13 protein-coding genes are annotated in these 16,211 nt (G+C 58.4%); 4 read left to right on the top strand and 9 right to left on the bottom strand.

The window, feature by feature from the left end:
* Positions 1-39: 39 nt before the first annotated feature.
* Positions 40-855: a hypothetical protein gene (locus Pan97_RS00465; protein ID WP_144969705.1), complete on the top strand. Its 816-nt coding sequence runs from the start codon at positions 40-42 to the stop codon at positions 853-855.
* Complete coding sequence (locus tag Pan97_RS00470) at positions 845-1,108, top strand: hypothetical protein (protein ID WP_144969707.1); 264 nt, start codon at positions 845-847, stop codon at positions 1,106-1,108. The genes Pan97_RS00465 and Pan97_RS00470 overlap by 11 nt, the downstream gene beginning before the upstream one ends.
* Before the next feature lie 5 nt (positions 1,109-1,113).
* On the opposite strand, the gene Pan97_RS00475 is transcribed toward Pan97_RS00470, so the two are convergent.
* On the bottom strand, positions 1,114-2,229 hold the full coding sequence (locus tag Pan97_RS00475) for a DUF1570 domain-containing protein (protein WP_144969709.1): 1,116 nt from the start codon (positions 2,227-2,229) through the stop codon (positions 1,114-1,116).
* A 193-nt stretch (positions 2,230-2,422) separates the two neighbouring features.
* Between Pan97_RS00475 and Pan97_RS00480 the strand changes: the two genes are divergently transcribed.
* On the top strand, positions 2,423-3,718 hold the full coding sequence (locus tag Pan97_RS00480; RefSeq protein WP_144969711.1) for a hypothetical protein: 1,296 nt from the start codon (positions 2,423-2,425) through the stop codon (positions 3,716-3,718).
* A gap of 70 nt (positions 3,719-3,788) precedes the next feature.
* The gene (locus Pan97_RS00485; protein ID WP_144969713.1) at positions 3,789-4,859 is read left to right on the top strand and encodes a peptidylprolyl isomerase; all 1,071 of its coding nucleotides are present in this window, start codon (positions 3,789-3,791) and stop codon (positions 4,857-4,859) included.
* A 10-nt stretch (positions 4,860-4,869) separates the two neighbouring features.
* Here Pan97_RS00485 and Pan97_RS00490 read toward each other — a convergent pair whose 3' ends face one another.
* Genes Pan97_RS00490 through Pan97_RS00525 form a run of 8 tightly spaced genes read right to left on the bottom strand, consistent with a single transcriptional unit; the run spans position 4,870 to position 16,074 of the window.
* The gene (locus Pan97_RS00490) at positions 4,870-5,808 is read right to left on the bottom strand and encodes a hypothetical protein (RefSeq protein WP_144969715.1); all 939 of its coding nucleotides are present in this window, start codon (positions 5,806-5,808) and stop codon (positions 4,870-4,872) included.
* Positions 5,805-9,497, bottom strand: coding sequence for a hypothetical protein (locus tag Pan97_RS00495; RefSeq protein WP_144969717.1), 3,693 nt, complete (start codon positions 9,495-9,497; stop codon positions 5,805-5,807). The genes Pan97_RS00490 and Pan97_RS00495 overlap by 4 nt, the downstream gene beginning before the upstream one ends.
* Before the next feature lie 35 nt (positions 9,498-9,532).
* Entirely contained in the window at positions 9,533-12,202 is a 2,670-nt protein-coding gene (locus tag Pan97_RS00500; protein WP_144969720.1) for a hypothetical protein, read from the bottom strand.
* Between the two features lie 18 nt (positions 12,203-12,220).
* Positions 12,221-12,646, bottom strand: coding sequence for an ExbD/TolR family protein (locus Pan97_RS00505; protein WP_144969722.1), 426 nt, complete (start codon positions 12,644-12,646; stop codon positions 12,221-12,223).
* A gap of 3 nt (positions 12,647-12,649) precedes the next feature.
* Positions 12,650-13,066, bottom strand: coding sequence for an ExbD/TolR family protein (locus Pan97_RS00510; protein WP_144969724.1), 417 nt, complete (start codon positions 13,064-13,066; stop codon positions 12,650-12,652).
* Between the two features lie 18 nt (positions 13,067-13,084).
* Positions 13,085-13,894, bottom strand: coding sequence for a MotA/TolQ/ExbB proton channel family protein (locus Pan97_RS00515; RefSeq protein WP_144969726.1), 810 nt, complete (start codon positions 13,892-13,894; stop codon positions 13,085-13,087).
* 13 nt (positions 13,895-13,907) lie between these two features.
* On the bottom strand, positions 13,908-15,059 hold the full coding sequence (locus Pan97_RS00520; RefSeq protein WP_144969728.1) for a hypothetical protein: 1,152 nt from the start codon (positions 15,057-15,059) through the stop codon (positions 13,908-13,910).
* Positions 15,043-16,074 carry a vWA domain-containing protein gene (locus tag Pan97_RS00525; RefSeq protein ID WP_144969730.1) on the bottom strand — a complete coding sequence of 344 codons (1,032 nt, stop codon included), beginning with the start codon at positions 16,072-16,074 and terminating at the stop codon, positions 15,043-15,045. The genes Pan97_RS00520 and Pan97_RS00525 overlap by 17 nt, the downstream gene beginning before the upstream one ends.
* Between the last annotated feature and the right edge of the window lie 137 nt (positions 16,075-16,211).

Raw genomic sequence — 16,211 nt, forward strand, 5'->3', positions numbered from 1 at the left:
ATAGAATGCGGTCGCTGACATGAACGATCGGACTCAGTGATGAAAATGAAAGAAGAACAGCTGCGCGAGTCTCCAGTGGAAGTTCGGGTCATCCCGATCACCTTGGGATCTATGCTGTTTTACCACGTGATTCTCGCGTCATTTGCGATTGGATATTATCCGTTTTGGCTCTGGTCGCAGTTCGCCATGGTGGGCTTCTGGCTGGCTTTGGGAGAGGGGAAGATCTGGCTCCGTTTGTTATTGGTCGTGGTTGGGCTCTACATCGTGGCGGGATGTATCATCCCGATGCCAGTAGTGGATGGTGGGTACTTCTCGGCGATCTTTGCGACGATTGGTTTCACGACGTTGTTTGCTGGCTTAGGAGTTATTGCTCTCGGGCAGAATCCAAAGTGGACGTTCTTGCGAGTTCAGTTTCGTTTCTGGGAACTGATTATTGGAACGGCTTCGTTGGGTGTCGCATTCTTTGTCCTCCGAGAGGTAGGTGATTTTGATGCGATCCAGTCATGGCGGTGGAAGTTCATTTATTACATCTTGCTTCACGCCAGCCTGTTGGGATTGGGTACTGCCGCCGTTGGCATGAGTCTCATGGCACAGCCCGGCCTACCGCGACAGGTTGTGCGATGTGTTGCCGCGCTTCTGACGGTTGTCATTCCTTTCGTGGACTACGTGGCCTGTGAGTCCTTACGGATCAGGCTGTTCGATTTCTCGGATCGTCTCTACTTTTACTGGACGAATCTAGCCATCGTGTGGATCACGGTCCTGATCTACCAGGATGCCATCAATTCCGGCGAGCGAATGATCTTCGAGGTCAATTGCGACGAACAAGAGACACAGGAGCCACCCCATGCCCCGTAGTCACTTCCCCAGCATTTGCGTCGTGATCTTGCTCATCCTTTACGTCGGCTCGTACGTCGCCCTTTCGCGTCAGGGGATTCAGCAGGCCGTCCAATACGACTCCGAGTTCTACTACTTCGTCGAGCCGACGACCGAGGGTAGGGTGAATTCGCACCTGATGTGCTGCTTGATCTACATGCCGCTGATCGTCATCGAGGCCCGCCTGGGTAGTGACTACTACCCGAGTACGTGTTGCCAGTTGTCGCTTTCGTAGAAGACCTACATCTTGTTGGGCAGGTCGCTGATGTAACGCAGGAAGTAGGCTTCCATTTGGGCGAAGTCACTTCCGAACGCATCCTGGAAGTCGCGCAGGCGCTGTTGGGCCGTATAGCCTTCTTCGGCCGAGCGGGCCGCGACGGTGCGGACGTAGGCGGCGAACTCGCGGGGACGCGTTTCGATCAAGTAGAAGACAAGTGCCCAGCCTTCTCCGTAGGCGGTAGCTGGCCGCTTGTAGTAGGCGTCGTCGGTGGCAATGAACTGGGCCAGCGAATTGGCGGAGCGATGCGTTCTGGCGTACTCCAGGAACTCGAGCATGCGCGTCTTGTTCACGCGATCGCGGAAGCTCCCATGATTGCGCGAGTCCCACACTCCGGGTGCTTCGAACATGGTGGCCAGTCCTTCAACCAGCCACTTCGGCTGCTGGGCGTAGCGGCTGTGGACGCCGGTGTTGAAGGCCGTTTGGTGGGTTGCCTCGTGTATGATCGTGGCCATGTTCTCGGCCCACATCGGGTTATCGTGATGGCCATGGGTCACGTCGTAAAGCGCCACACGATTGGTTCGCGACGAGTAATAACCGACCAGCCCCGGCGAAACCCGCATGCCGTCCTGGGTGGCGTACTTCTGATAGGAACGAAAGTCAGGAAACACGACGGCGACCAGGGGGAATTCGCTTCGCTGCAACTGGATGCCGCGGGCCGCGAAGTATTGATGGAACGAACGGAAGAGCTTCTCAAACTGGCTGGCCCATTCATCTTTCTGGCCGGCGGGATGTACGACCAGGTAGTTGCCGGTTCCCGTGACGTCGTATCCATTGCCGAACTCAGCCAGCAGCTGGCCCCGCATTTCATGCTGGGGCAAGGGGCGAAACGAGGTTGATAGCTGGGTGAAATTGGAAGCACTCTGGGGTGCAAAGTCCCACATCCGCCCATCCCGGCCGAGCATGATGACCCGCTGCTCGGTGGCCAGCACCGGCGTGGCCTCGATCGTTTCGTCCTTCAAGTCGAGCTGGATCATGACCGGATAGGTCTGCTGGGCGATGGCGTCAGCCGTGAAAAGCTGCCCATGTGCGAGCCAAATCAACGTTACGATCGGTAAGGAGAGTCGTAAGAACTTCATATCCAATCCCGGTGTTCATGATCAGGGGAATTGTAAATACCTTACAAGCGTAGGTTATGCGCTACACAAAACCCCTACAAATGAGGGGGAAACTTTCGAAGATTATGCTGGAAAGTTGTCGCCACAATCCCTAAAATGATTGCTCACCTCATCTCAAAGTGACCTTTTCGGGAAGAAATCCCTAACCCTATTCATGGACGCGCTTCGAACCATCATGTGGGTGGGCCTCGTGCTTGCGCTCGCGGTACCCCTCTATTCTCAAGATGCAGAGCCTAGTCTGTCGGACCAAGTCAAAGCTTGGGCACGTCGTTTAGATTCTGACACGCTTGAAGATCGTCAGCGCGCCGAGCGAGAGATTATCGAGTTAGGCCATCAAGCGATCGAGTATCTTCCTGAGGTCAAGCCCAACACATCCGCGGAGACGAAGGCCCGGCTGCAGCGGATTCGAACCATTCTGGAAAAGGCCCGGGCCGACAGCGCCGCCAAGGCATCGCATGTCACGCTTACCGTCAAGGATAAACCTCTGACCGAGATCCTGGCGGCGATCCAGGAGCAGACCGAAAACAAGCTGGTCGACTATCGCCAGAACTTTGGTCAGCGTGCGGACTCGACCAAGGTCAGCGTCGACTGGAAAGACGTTCCGTTCTGGGAAGCGGTCGAAGAACTGTTCGCCAAAACCAATCTCGAGGCCTACCACTACGCCGGCCAGCCGAACGTCTTAGCCTTCGTCGCGCGGCAATCACCGGAAGGCGAGCAAAACCCGTTGGTACGAACCAGCGAGATCTTTCGCTTCGAGCCAACGCGGGTCGAGTCGTTCATGAATCTCTCGAATCGCTCGCAGCGTGGGACCTTCTTGAATTTACAGGTTGCCTGGGAACCTCGCGTCGAGCCGATTGTCATCAAGTTACCGCTGGATCAACTGAAGATTGAAGACGAGCAAGGCAAGAGCCTGACCTCCGGCGATCAGATGGGTTCCCTCGATACGGAAGTGCTGCAAGGCGTTTCGGCGGTCGATATTCAGCTTCCCCTGGGCGGCGTCGAGCGAGATTCGCAGAAGATCGCCACGCTCAAGGGAGACATGGTGGCCCTGATGCCTGGCCGGATCGAGACCTTCCAGTTCGACAAGCTGGAATCGGCGCGGAACGTGAAGGACACGCGGGGGACGATCGAGGTCGTGCTGGAAGCGTTCCGGCGCAACGGCGACATCTGGGAGGCAAGCATCCTGCTGCGACTTTTGAACGAGCAAGGCGCGCTCGAATCGCATCGCGGCTGGGTCTACAACAACGAAGCATATTTGCAGGGTCCCGACGGGGAACGTATCGATATCGCCGGGTTTGAAGAAACCTACCGCGACGTCGATACCGTGGGGATGTCTTACAAGTTTGTTTTGGAACGAGAAGTAGGCGATTTCCAATTCGTGTATCGATCACCGGCGTCGATTATTTCGCTGCCGGTATCCTTTGAGCTGACCGATATTCCATTGCCGTAGTTTCCGGGAAAGCCGAGCTGGCGGGCGTACCAACCGCGGTAGTGGAATCCGAAAGAATTGAAAGCAAGCCATGGCGTCAAAACCCTGGATCGGATCTCCGACGTTCATTCTGGTGATGATCTGTTTGATCGTCCTGCCAGAGGCCGCGAACCAGTGGAGCATGTCAGGCGATCTCGAATCCTCGCTGGGTCCCTACTTGCCAGAAGAGACGCTCATTCATCCTTCGACCGGAGCGATGGTCGTCGCCAGCGTGAATGACGTTCCGATTTACGACGTCGAGATTGAACGTTATCTGCAACGCTTGAATGTGTTCGACGATTTGCCGGAAACGTCCCTGCAAGTCTACCGCTCGACGGTCATGTCGCAGCTGGTACGTCGCCAGGTGATCCTTTCCTATCTGCAGACGACCGAATTCCGCGCTTCGGAACAAGAGATCGACCTGGCCGTTTCCGAGGTCAAACAGTCGCTGGCGGCTCGGGGACAGTCTCTGGAAGAGTTTCTCGCCTCGGGCAAGGTCGATCAGGCCATGCTGCGGCGCAACCTGGCCTGGAAAATCGTTTGGTCGCGATACTTGGAAAGCTATCTGACCGAGGCCAATCTACGACGCTACTACGAGCGGAACTACGAACGATTCGACGGCACGACCCGGCGCGTCTCGCAGGTCTACTTTGGCAATCCCGAGGACCCCGAGGGATTCGATTGGGACGTCGCTTTCCGCGAAGCCGTCTTCCTGCGGGATCGTATCCAACAAGGGGAAATCTCGTTTGAGGATGCTGTCAAGAAGCATTCCCAGGCCCCCAGTGCCGCCGATGGCGGGAACATGGGCTGGATCGAGCACCACGGTCCTTTGGATCCGCGCATTCATGAAGCCGCGTTTGCTCGTCCGATCGGGGAACTCGTCGGGCCGATTCAGACCAAGTTCGGCATTCACTTGATGAAGGTCCACGAGGAAAAGCGGGGCGAAACCAAGTGGGAAGACATGGTCGACGACATTCGCGCCGCGGCGGCCGCCTACCTGTTCGCTCATGTGGCCGATCGTCACATTTCCGACTCGAACGTCTACTACTTCGGTGAAGACGAAGGTTCGGAAATCGATCCCTCATTCGTCCGTCGTTTCAGCGACGAATTCATCGCGCCGTAGCTTGCGACGACTACTTTTTCGTGGGTTCCACCCACTTGCCGTCACGGTAAACGCATTGCCGAGGATCGAAGCCGATGGCCTTGGCAAGAGATAACACGGGCAGCGGCTTCTGAAAGCTGCTGTCGAGGAAGAATCCCCACTGGGGTTTCACTTCGTCGGTTGCCTGACTGGTGCTCAGTTCCAGTTCCGCAGCGACCAGTTTCTGCAGCATGTACGCCGGTATCTTCCCTTGTTCGCAGCCGGGGCACAGGCCTTGTACTAGTGCCAGGCATTCGTCCGGCGTGATTTTGCTGGTTCCTTGCCGCATCGCACTGCGGATCTCGTCACGCTGCAGTTGCTGCCGGGCATCGGCGCGCTCGCCGTGGCGTAGCATCTGCAACACCTTGATGACCTCCTGACGCAACGACTCGTCGAGTGCTGCCCCCGTGGCGACGGCTTGCTGCTGGCCTTCCAATAGCGAGGCATCATGCGAAGGATCAATCAGGTACGCCATCGCGCGCAACTGTTTCACCCCCTGAGCGTCGTTCATCAGGGGGGTCATCCCCAGAAGCGCGCTTCGCCCTTGGGCTTTCGGGTCGAGATGGGCGGCAATCATGAACAACCGCTTGGCGGTTTCCACCGCTTCGGGATCGGTCGTCTTTTCGACCAGCTCTTCCGCATATTCGCGATAGGCCTTGGGATTGTCTGGCGAGAGCTGACTCAAGCGGCTGGGGCTCACCGGCTGCAAAAGCAAATCGATCTCGCCGCGAAGGATCTCGCGAGTCAACTCATCTCCATCGGGCGTTCGAATGCGAAGGTGGATGCTCATGTCGTCGGCCGACTCGACGAAGCCTGCGATCGGTTCCTTTTGTCCTTTGATATAGACGACCGCTCCCAGGGCATCGCAGGTAAATAGCAGGCAAGCCAACACCAACAAACACGATCTTATACTTACTTGGAACACGGTCATGCCGAGCCTCCCGTCAGTTCCCAGACTTTGACGAAGGCCAGCTCGCCGCTGCGGAGCTGTTCAATCAAGCTTGTGGCGGCGGCATCTTGTTGTTCCAGCTTGTCGAGGATCTGCCCCAGCTGCCCCTGAAATTGCGGGCGCTCTTTGCTATGGCGGAGGGTCATCAGCCGCAGCCAGACCCGCTGCTTGGCGACCATCGAGGCGATGGGCGAATTGCTCAAGTAATTGAGGGCAATCTCGCGGCGAGTGATATCCTGGAGCTTGGCTGCCTCGGCGTCGGTGAGGGTCATCTGCTCGAGCTGGGCCCGTTCGAGTTCGATCAAGCGTGCGACGATCGCATCGGGCAGATCGGAACTGCCCAGTTGATCGAGCGAAATCCCGCTCAGCCGTGCATGTTGACGATAGTGATCGGCCAGGAAGGTGGCGATGTCGTTGGCCATCTGCGGCGAAAGCTCTCCCGACTGGGCAGGCTGGCTCCCGAGACCTTCGAGCCCGCTTCGCAGCAGGCGCTCCTGCAGTTCGTCACGCGCCGTTCGCACGTTGTTGACGACGATCGTTTCGCCCAGCAAACCGCTGACGATTTCGGCCATGTCATCCGCGGCACGGCGAGCCGTATGCACTTGATCGGCAACGGCCAGCTTGATGTTGGTCCAGTGCGAGAACGCGCGAATTCCGCTTTGAATCTGGCTTTGCTCCGCGCGGGGCTTGGGAGCCAGCAGATACTCCGCCAGCTGGGCCGCGGTCGTGTAGTCGACGTCCTCGACGTCCCCTGCCAGCGAGCATAGTTCGCGGTAGATATCAATTCGGCCTAGGGGGTTACTGGCCCGATGCAGTCGCTCGACGAGCGATTCAATCTTGGACAACGCTGCCAGCGACTTCGTCGAGGAAGGAGTGACGCTGGTCCCGGCAGCGGAAGCCGCATCGTAGGTGGGGGGACCCTTCTTGAGTGTCTCTTCAAAAATGCGCTGCCCCATGTCGCCCTGGCTGGCCGCATGTCCCAGCACCGACAGAAAGCTGAGTTCGGTGACCTCTTTGGCAAGTTCATCCGCGGCGATATCGGCAGGGGGTTGCCAATCGAAGGAGGCGGAGCGTCGCGTGAACATACGGTACATTTCTCCGTCGCGCACGACGACCGCATCGAGGCCCAACTCGGTCCGCACGATCGCCGCCGACTGCACCGGATCGTCGGCGTCCAATCCTCGGCCGATTCGCCGCGACAGCATGCGGGAGAGTTCTTGTTGGATGGCTGAGTTTTTCAGGCCTTGTTCGAAGGCATCCAAAATCGGCAGCAAACGATCGGTCTTCTCCGAGCTGATTACCCGCTGCACGACAGGCTGATAGGTGGACCAGTTCTCCGTCATTCGTCCGGCGATATCGGCAATCAACAAGCTGTCTTTGGCCAGAACCTGGTCGACCGGCAGATAGCTTTGGGCCATCTTGGAAAGGTCGGCATGAAGCCGCGCTGCCGCATTCGGGTCGTTGGCGGATAGATCGCGAATCTTGCGGTACTGCTCGCGGATCATCTCGCTCATGGTGAGTTCGACCGGGTCGGCCGAGCCTGAGTAGGTGATGCCCAACTGCTGCTCCAACTCGCTCAGAAACAGCTCCCGACGATCTTCCGGCAAGCCAGGCTGCTGGGCCGCTTGGACGCTGAGGAAGGCTTTCTCCAACATTTGCGACAGCGGCGTCGCTGCCGAAATCGGAGCATCCTTCAGCGAAATCCCTTCGGTCAACGTCTGGGCAATGACTTCGACCGCCTCACTGCTCGGTTCATCGTGAACGAGCCCTGAAACGGAAGCCCGAATGGCATCGCGCGTTTCCCCTTCCTCAGCCACCGACTTCGCGACCAACTGGGGCAACAGCGCGCGATAGGCACTGGCCCGCCGGCTGGAGTCATCCGTACAGATCGCGGTTAGGCGCGGCTGTAGCGAGGTCTCGTCCTGATAGACCTTCAAAAGATTGAGCGAAAGGGATTCACCCCACCAAGGCTGGCGCTGCCAGGTGAGTACTTCCGGCTGGGCGTCTTCGGTGGGGGTATCCAGGTCGGGGTTGCCGAGATCGGTCGAGGTTTTCCCTGGAGAATGACGTGCCGTGGGGGAACCCTTCGGCGGAATCGAACCGAGGTAGATGATATAACCGCCGCCGAAAATGAGCAGGGCAAAGAACGCTCCGAAGATCATCGCGACTTGACGCTGTCCGCGGTTTTGGCGGCGGGTGTATTCCACGACGCGGTCTTCGATCATCTGCTGGCAGTGGGCGTGATCGAGTCCCCATTGCTCGCCTTCGGCCATCAGACGCTGGCGGCTCTGGATCGAGAGGAAGCCCTCTTCCCGCATCAGTTCATCGACCAGCGACTTGATATGCGACTCGGCCTGCTGCACGGTCACCAGGCGCAGGTCTTCTTCCTGCAGCACCTCGCGTAGCGTACTCCACGCAAGGTCTTCGTGGATGCCGTGCATGTCGACGCCGATCTGGACAAGCTGCTGGGCCAGGGTAGCGATGACGATGCCGTGGCTCATGTTGTCGAGGCGTTCGCGCGCGAACTGTCGGAACGAGTCTGCCCGTTGTTGTTGCCGCGTATCGGACTGGTTTTTCTCGCTTTGCTTTTGAATCGAAGCGAGTGCGGTATCGCGATCCTGGTCGGAAAGCCCCAGGTCGGTGGCTACCTGGGCAATCATGATGCGGGTCAGTGAATTGACTCCGCCTTGCCCGGCAATGATGGTGGCGGCCCGCTGCTGAAACGTGGTGATCAGTTCGGCTTTGGCTTGTTTCTGGTCGCGCTCTTCCGGCCTCTCTTCTTCCGAGGCAACGACATAGCCCCTTTCTTTGGCGACTTCCAGAAGCAGGTCGCGGGCCAATGCTTCGCCCAAGCCAAGCTTGGTGGTCCCTTCCAGGATGAGCTTCGTTTCGCGCCGCTCATTCACGCGTTTGACCGGCAGGGCCTCCATCGCCTTGCGGAGATAAATCTTGTAGAGCTTGCTGGGGGATTGCCGTTTCTTTTTCTCGGCCTTCTCGCGTTTGGCCGCTTCCAGCTCTTCCTTCGTAGGACCCTCGTCGGCATCGGGTGCCAACTGGGCCTCGAATACCTGCATGGGATCGGCAGTTGGTTCACCGTCCGAAGGAGGCTGGGGATTGAAGTTCGTGTCTTCCAATCGCCGGTACAGGTTGCCTCGGACGTCGTGCGGAATCAGGAATTGATCGGCCAGGAAATTGATTCTGGCCAGTGCCTGTTCCGACCATCCCCGAGCATCCGCGAGGATGAGCCGTGCCTGCCGAGTAAAAGAGTAGAGGTCCTGAGGACGCACGCCGGGGTAGTCCTGGTCGTCCTCGGCGACCGCTTCCGACTGGATCAGGGGCTCGTCGTCCGTCGGTTCTTGGGCTTCATCGCCGAGAATCTCCGACGGAAGCGTTACTGGTGGAGGGGCCTCTGGTTGGGCAGGTTCCGTCTGGGGGGGAATTGGTGGTGGAGGCTGAGCCGCTACAGGGGAAACTGGGGCCGTATACAGGATATGCATCGCCTGCTGGTATTCTTCCCGCGAGAGACCGAACTGGTAGGCCAGCGCCGGCAAGACGGTCGGATCGTGCCCACCTCCGCGCGAAGCAAGAAAAGCCTCCGCTTCGCGAACGAATTCGTTGACTCGCTGCGGTTGGTTCGTATCGGCGGAGTGTGGCGGCGGTCCTTGAGGCATTCCACTGGACGTATTGGGGGGGAGCTACTAACAGGTTACGACCCGCCAGATCCGGAGATCTGCTGGGCGAGTGTCTTTATTTTATCGCGCCACGGGGGCAAACCCCAATCTGGGTGCAGTAATTGGAACTGCTCCAGGACCGTTTTGGCTTGATCCCGGTCGGTTTGCTGCAGGCAAGCCAACTGGTAATACTTGGCCTCGAACCAGGCTTCTTCCCCCTTGTCGAGCCCCACGAGCAAGGTCCGCCAGTGCCCGAGGGCCCCGGGATAGTTCTGCAGCGTGAACTCAACTCTTCCCAGCCGCTGCAGGTACTCTTGCTCCTTGGGATAGGCTTCGACGAGCACGCGCAGGTACGTCGCCGCGTCGGACCAGCGATGAAGCTGCTCGGCGAAGTCGGCGGCTTTGGAACAGGCCACTTTGGCATTCTTGCTCTGTTTGACCGCCCCGGAGGTGGTACCGAGGTGCTTCACCAGGCGGCTATATATGTCGAAGCCTTCTTCCAGAAGCTGCCTGTCAGGAGCCGTCGTGGCTGCTACCTGCTGATCGATTTCGAGGGCCCGGATGATCAGCGCCGATTGCTCGTAGGGGGTCCCCTTGGCGTTCTTCAAGAGCCAGTCGGCATGCGTGGCGACCTCGCCCTCGTTCTTTTGAGTGCGAGCCAGCATGAGGGCCTGGTAGTGGTAATCGACCCAGGCCCGATCATCTGGCGGAAGGGAACTCACGAGCGTTTTTGAAGCCCCCACGTACTTGGCGAATTCGCCAGATGGCAGGATATCTTTGCGAGCCAGATCGGAAACATTCAGCAAGCAGCGGACGACGCCGGAGACGCGGTCTTCCGGGGCGGAGTCATGGTTCAACCGCGTTTGAAGATCGTCGGCGACCTTTTTGAGTTGTCCGGCCAGTTCTTTCTTTTCGTCTTCGGACGAGGCCTGATCGATCTGCTGCCGCAGCAGATTGCACAAGTCGAACTTGGCCGACCAATAGTTCGGATCGTCCGGCGAGATACTTTGCAGCTGCCGGATCGAGGAGGTCATCGAGCCGCGCGACTGCTGCAGCTTGGCGATGAAGTAGTCGGCCTTCTGAGCGTACTGATGATTGGGGAAATCACGCTTCAGGTCTTCCAGCACTTCGATGGCGCGCAGGCCATAGCGGGGTTCCTCTTTGGCCAGGGCCTGGTACGACACAAACGCCATCCAAGCGGCTTCGGCCGCCTTGCCGGGATTGGGACCCTTGAGACCTGAAACGGCGTCTTGGAAGTTCAGGCCTGCCTCGGCGTGCTCTTCCAGGCGATAGCTGCACCAGGCGAGCGTGTAACGGCATTCGCTTGCCGAAAGCAGGTCCTTCTTCGCCTCAGGGGCGGCAAGCGCATCGCGAAGCTGGGTTTGTGCCTCGCGATAATCGTCCGCGGACTTCGACTTCTCGGCCTCGGCGAACTGCTGCTGGCCCACGAGCCACATCATGTAGAACCCCTGCGAGTTCTCCAAATCGATGCCGTACTTCTCGACCAGTTGAATCGCCGCCGAGTGATGCCCCAGCTTGGCCAGGCCAATGAGGCCCTGGATTCCCATGTCGCGGATCTTAGGTGCGTTGGCTCCTTCCCGCAGTCCCGTGTCGGCCAGCAGCACGCACAGGCTCGTCTTGCCGGGGGACGAATTGCCTTGGAAGTCTTGAATGGTCATCTTGGCGAAGTTGGCCGCCTCGTCGAGCTTGCCGGCATTGATCAGACCGCGGCAGTACCAATAGTCGGATTGATCGGCGATCTCGGCACTCGTGGGGCCTGCTTCCAATAGCGCGAAACATCGTTGCCCGTCGAGCACGTTGTTGTCCAGGATCTCCGACATCGCGAGACCGATCAGTGCTCGGGCCCGCCATTCCTGTTCGAGTCCCATCCGATTCGGATCGGCCGCTTCATGCCATGGCGTGGTCGACTTGGGATCGACCTTCAAGTCCAGCAGTCCGCGAAAGAGTTCGATGGCGATCTTCGAGTAATTCGACGGCCCGCGCGTGTCTTCGACCAGCGAAAGATAATAGTTCGACCAGGCACCAAAGAACGCGGCTCGACCGACGACCCCTTCCAGCTCGCGCACGACCTTCTCGCGCGATTCTCTTCCACTGCCCGAGGGCATGCGGTCGATGACGTCCCATTGCTCTTCGATGCGTTTTTGAATCGACTTGTGATACTCGACCAGCTTCGGAGCGATCCGCTGAAAGTCGCTGCGTGCCTCGGCAAGGGATTCTTTATCGGAAGGGTCGTTCAGCCACCGCGTGACGGCCGCTTCGCCGCGGTTGTAGTCGGCCTGCAGCAGCATCACTTGAATGGCCGGCGTGTCGGCACTGGGGTGGTCGGCCAGAAACTGCTGGACCTTTTGCTGATAATGCTTCGACCGAGCGGGGTCATCCGCGTAAAGCATCAGCTGGGTGGCGTACAACTGCGAGCCTTGATCGAGCAGTTCTTCTCGTTCGTTGGCCGGCAGGGCATGTTTCAGGTAACGTTCGATCAACAGCAGCCGCTGATCCGGCAGCTTCAACTTGCTGAGATAGCTATCGACGCGGCGGTACTCCTCGATCATCTGCTGCGGAGATCGCGTGTCATTGACGACCGCATTCTGGGCGCTGGCCGTGCGCAGCGGCATGACGCACATCGCAGCGGCCAGGACGCAGCCAAGAGGTATCAATGCGATTCGCCATGTAAGCGCGGTAAGCACGAAGGAGGTGAGTTTCTGTTACGGGGTTAACGGAACGTAAGAGACGCCGGGGAAGTCAGCGTTCTTACAGGCTTGAATCGCCGAGGCCGCCATGCCGTACGGTGCGGCGTCGGGGGCGCGGACGAAGGCCCCATCCGCTTTGTTGGGAAACTTGTCGAGCACCTCCTGCAGTTCGGCGAAGGTGCTGATGTTGTTCGATCCGACCTGGTAGACCCAACTCCCACCCACGTCGGCCAGCAGCACGACGGCGGGCTCGAGGTCGGTCTCGGCGGCGCTGCTCGACTTCTCGTTCACCTTGGTCACGGCGTCCAGGTCACGTTCGGTCTTCGTGAAGCTGGCGGTGACGATAAAGAAGATCAGCAGCAGGAACACGACGTCGATCATGCTGGTCATCTCCAGCGTGATCTGGCGGTTATGGGCACGTTTATGGCTGGATAGTTTCATGGCTTAGTTGGGTACCTGTACGGCGAGGCGAACTTTCGAGATCCCTTGGCTGGCCAGCTGTTTGACCAAAGCGTTGGGGACCTGACAGGTTGCTTTCTGATCGATACGAACCACGACGGTAACCAGGCCGGGGTCTCCCCCGTTGGTCTCGAGTTCCTTGCCGACCAGAAACGCCACATCGGCTAACTGCAACTGGTTGCCAGCGACGATGATCTCGCCGGCCTTGTTAATGTTGACCACCAGGGAGGTCTTCTTTTGATCCTGGGCACCCTTCAACTCGGGAAGTTCCAGCTTCTCGCGGTTCGTTTCCGAGACCTGGCTCACCGTGATGAAGAAGATCAACAGCAAGAATACGATGTCGATCATCGGCGTGATGTCCATCCCCTTGGTGTGTCGCACTCGCTTCTTGGAGAGCTTCATGTCATTCTCCCCAAGTGATTAACGACGACGACCCAGCGGAGTCAGAATCTGTTCGACGCGTTTGCCGACTTCCGCGACCAAGGAATCAATGCGGTTGCCGAAGTAGCTGTAGGCCACCATCGCCGGAATGGCGACGACCAGACCCAACAGCGTGGTGACCAGGGCCTGACCGATCGATCCGGCCAGGTCTTCCGGCTTCGGAGCACCACCGCTCGAGGCGATCGTATTGAAGGCCTTGATCATACCAAGCACCGTACCGGTGAGCCCGAGCATCGGCGCGATCGAACCGATCAGACCGAGCACTTCGGTCTTGCGGTAAAGCTTGGCCGTTTGATCCTCGCCCGCTTCTTCGACGGCCGCTTTGTATTCCGCAAAACCAAACTCGGCTCCGCGGAATCGTTCGAGACCTGCCTGCACCACGTAGGTCAGCAGTGATTGGTGTTCGGGGTTCTTGCAAACTTCGAGCGCTTCGTCGACGCGTCCTTGGGCGATCATCTCTTCCAGTTCGTAGGCGACCCCTTCCGGCATCAATACGCTTTTGCGAATGGTCAGGAAGTGTTCGACGATGAAGCCGATCGCGACCATCGATAATAGGCCAATCAGCACGCCGACCGTCCCACCGTCCATCAGCGTGTCGAGGAGGGTCTTTTCTTCGTAATCGGCTCGCGGGGCTGTGGTGGCACTGTCGTTGCTGTCGAGCGTTAACGTATCGGGCGGACTGGGATTCGGGGTCCCCGAATCTTGTGCCCAGAGCTGAACGGTAAACACTGCTACCAAAAGTACCAGGCAATAGAAGATGCCCGTCTTGGGCGTCGTCTTGTGTCGCATATCAAGGTGCCTCTCAAGGGTTGCTATTGGACTGAGTCGCTTGGCGAATTTGCTCGGCGTGGGTCGTTCCACCGTAAAACAGCAGCAGCTGCCGGCGAATGTCCTGGGCCTGTTCGGGTTGTTGGATGCGTCGTAGCGCGGAGTAAGTTTCAGCCAGGGCGGCCGCGGCCAGTTCCGGATGGTCGTTGCCGAATAGGGGAGGGACGTGCAGCAAATCGAGCACACCATTTTCGATCCTCAGAAACTCGCTCGACCGTGCGCCGGAGATCCCCATAAGGTACCACGCCACTGGTTGGTTCCAGGTCTCGAAGCTATAGATCAGGGGTTCCAGATCGGCCCGTGCGCCGATCAGATCGCCGGTTTGAATGCGTGACTGGGCCGTGAGAATGACCGGCCATTGTTTTAATGTTGGATTACCACTGCGAATGCGATTCTTCCACGACTCGGCCTGGCTGAAGTTCTCGGCAGCGATGGCGAGCGCGGCCATGTAAACCAGCACCCCATCGGGTGCGCCCGATCCAATCGAGGTCGCCGCAACGCTGGCTTTTGGCAATGCCTTGGCGGCCTTGTCGCGATCGAAGAAGAGGGGAAGCAGATCGGACGTGAGACCGGTTTGCTTGTCGTAGTCGAGCGACCGGCTGCCGGGCAGTTGCGTGACTTCGCTGGTCCGGGCCGACTTCTTCATGATCCGCAAGCAGCAGAAGTAGGGTTCTAAGGCGGCTGCACGATCTCCTTCGGCCAGGCGTCCCCACATGGTGGCCTGGCAAACCATGTAAGCTACCTTGGAATCGCGATCCTTGTAGCGGTCGAAGATCGTCTCGGCCGGTTCGCGGGCTCCGGCGTAGTCTCCCACTTTCAATCGTTGGTGAATGCGAAAGAGGGGATCGCCCAGTTCTTTGCGCAGTCGATCGAAGTCGGCCTGCTTATCGGGGCTGACCGTGCCCAGCTCGATCTCGTGCCAGGGAATCATGCTGTTGTCGGTGACTTTAACTCCTTCTTCGTCGAAGCCAATCACCGTGATGTTCCCCAACAGACGAAGATCTCGCAGGATAAGTCGATCGGCTTGTGCGTGCGCCGGCAGAACGAACCAAAACGTAGCGACCAAGACCGCCATGCATTGCCCGTACCATGTGCTTGCGCGTGGGCTCTTAAAAGGCGGAGACATGGCGGTACGATCCTCCGGAGTCGTTGGCGATCTGCCTCATTTCTACTTCGGCGGCTTTATCGATGAATGAGATCGAATGAATCTTGGTGCGGTTGCTGCCGCCGATGTTCAGCGCTTTCACCGCTGGGACGACGTTCGGCTCGAACTGACCGTCGGTCATGAAAAAGATGGCATCGGGGGCAGGCGTCAGTTTGAATGCTTCTTCAAATGCAGGAATCGGGTTGGTACCCCCTTGGGCCGGAACCGTATTGAGCCAACGTTTGACGTTGTCGAGATCGCGTTTCGGGTTTCGCCAGCCACGCATCGTGTAGGGAACGGATACGCTGTTGAAGAAGACGATCTGGAATTCACTCTCGCGCGACATACTGCGGATCGCTTCCAGGACCTCTTCTTTTAAATATTCGATCTTCGGACCACTCATACTGCCGCTGCAGTCGGCGATGATGCAGATGCGCGACCCTTCAGCCCGGACGCCCATGAACGTGGTACCGGCACCGACGGCACCACCGCCGCCGCCAATGGTGTTGAGCGATCCGGCCGCGCCCCCTGCGGCACCGCTGGGTAGGAGCTGCGAAAGACTGACTTCCTGACCCATCTCGGACGTGGCCGCGGTTGGGGGTTCGATATCGGCGACCAGCTCGTCGAGGCTGGCCGTGTCGGACGATTGTTCGACGTCGCTCGTATCGAGAACGTCGCCGCCAGAGTCAGTCAGATCGATCCCCGGTAGTTCGCCGATCGAGACTTCATCCCCTTCGGGAATTCCACTGCGATAATCACAAGTGACGGCTGCCAGGACAAACAAGATGCCCATGTGAATCAGCAGCGAAGCAAAGCCAGAGATACTGTCGGTCAGCCAGTTGTGGGACTTTGGTTGCTGGTCTTCTTCGGACTTATGCAGTTGTTCGGCGTCGGGCAGACGGACCACATTCCCGCAGTGCGGACAGACGACTTCGCCACCCAATTGATCGGCGGTTGCCGTCAGGTTCTTGCTGCAATAAAAGCAGGAAAGTTGCATGGTGGGAACTCACGAAAAGTCTTCGTTCACCGGTCGAGACCGCAAACTGCTAAAATCAGAGGAGCATGGCAGTTGCGCACCGTAAGGTGGTGTACACTGCACAATCATCATCGTAGGAATAGAATACAAGTCGGTCA

Origin of the sequence: Bremerella volcania (assembly GCF_007748115.1) — a bacterium.
Taxonomy (GTDB): Bacteria; Planctomycetota; Planctomycetia; order Pirellulales; family Pirellulaceae; genus Bremerella; species Bremerella volcania.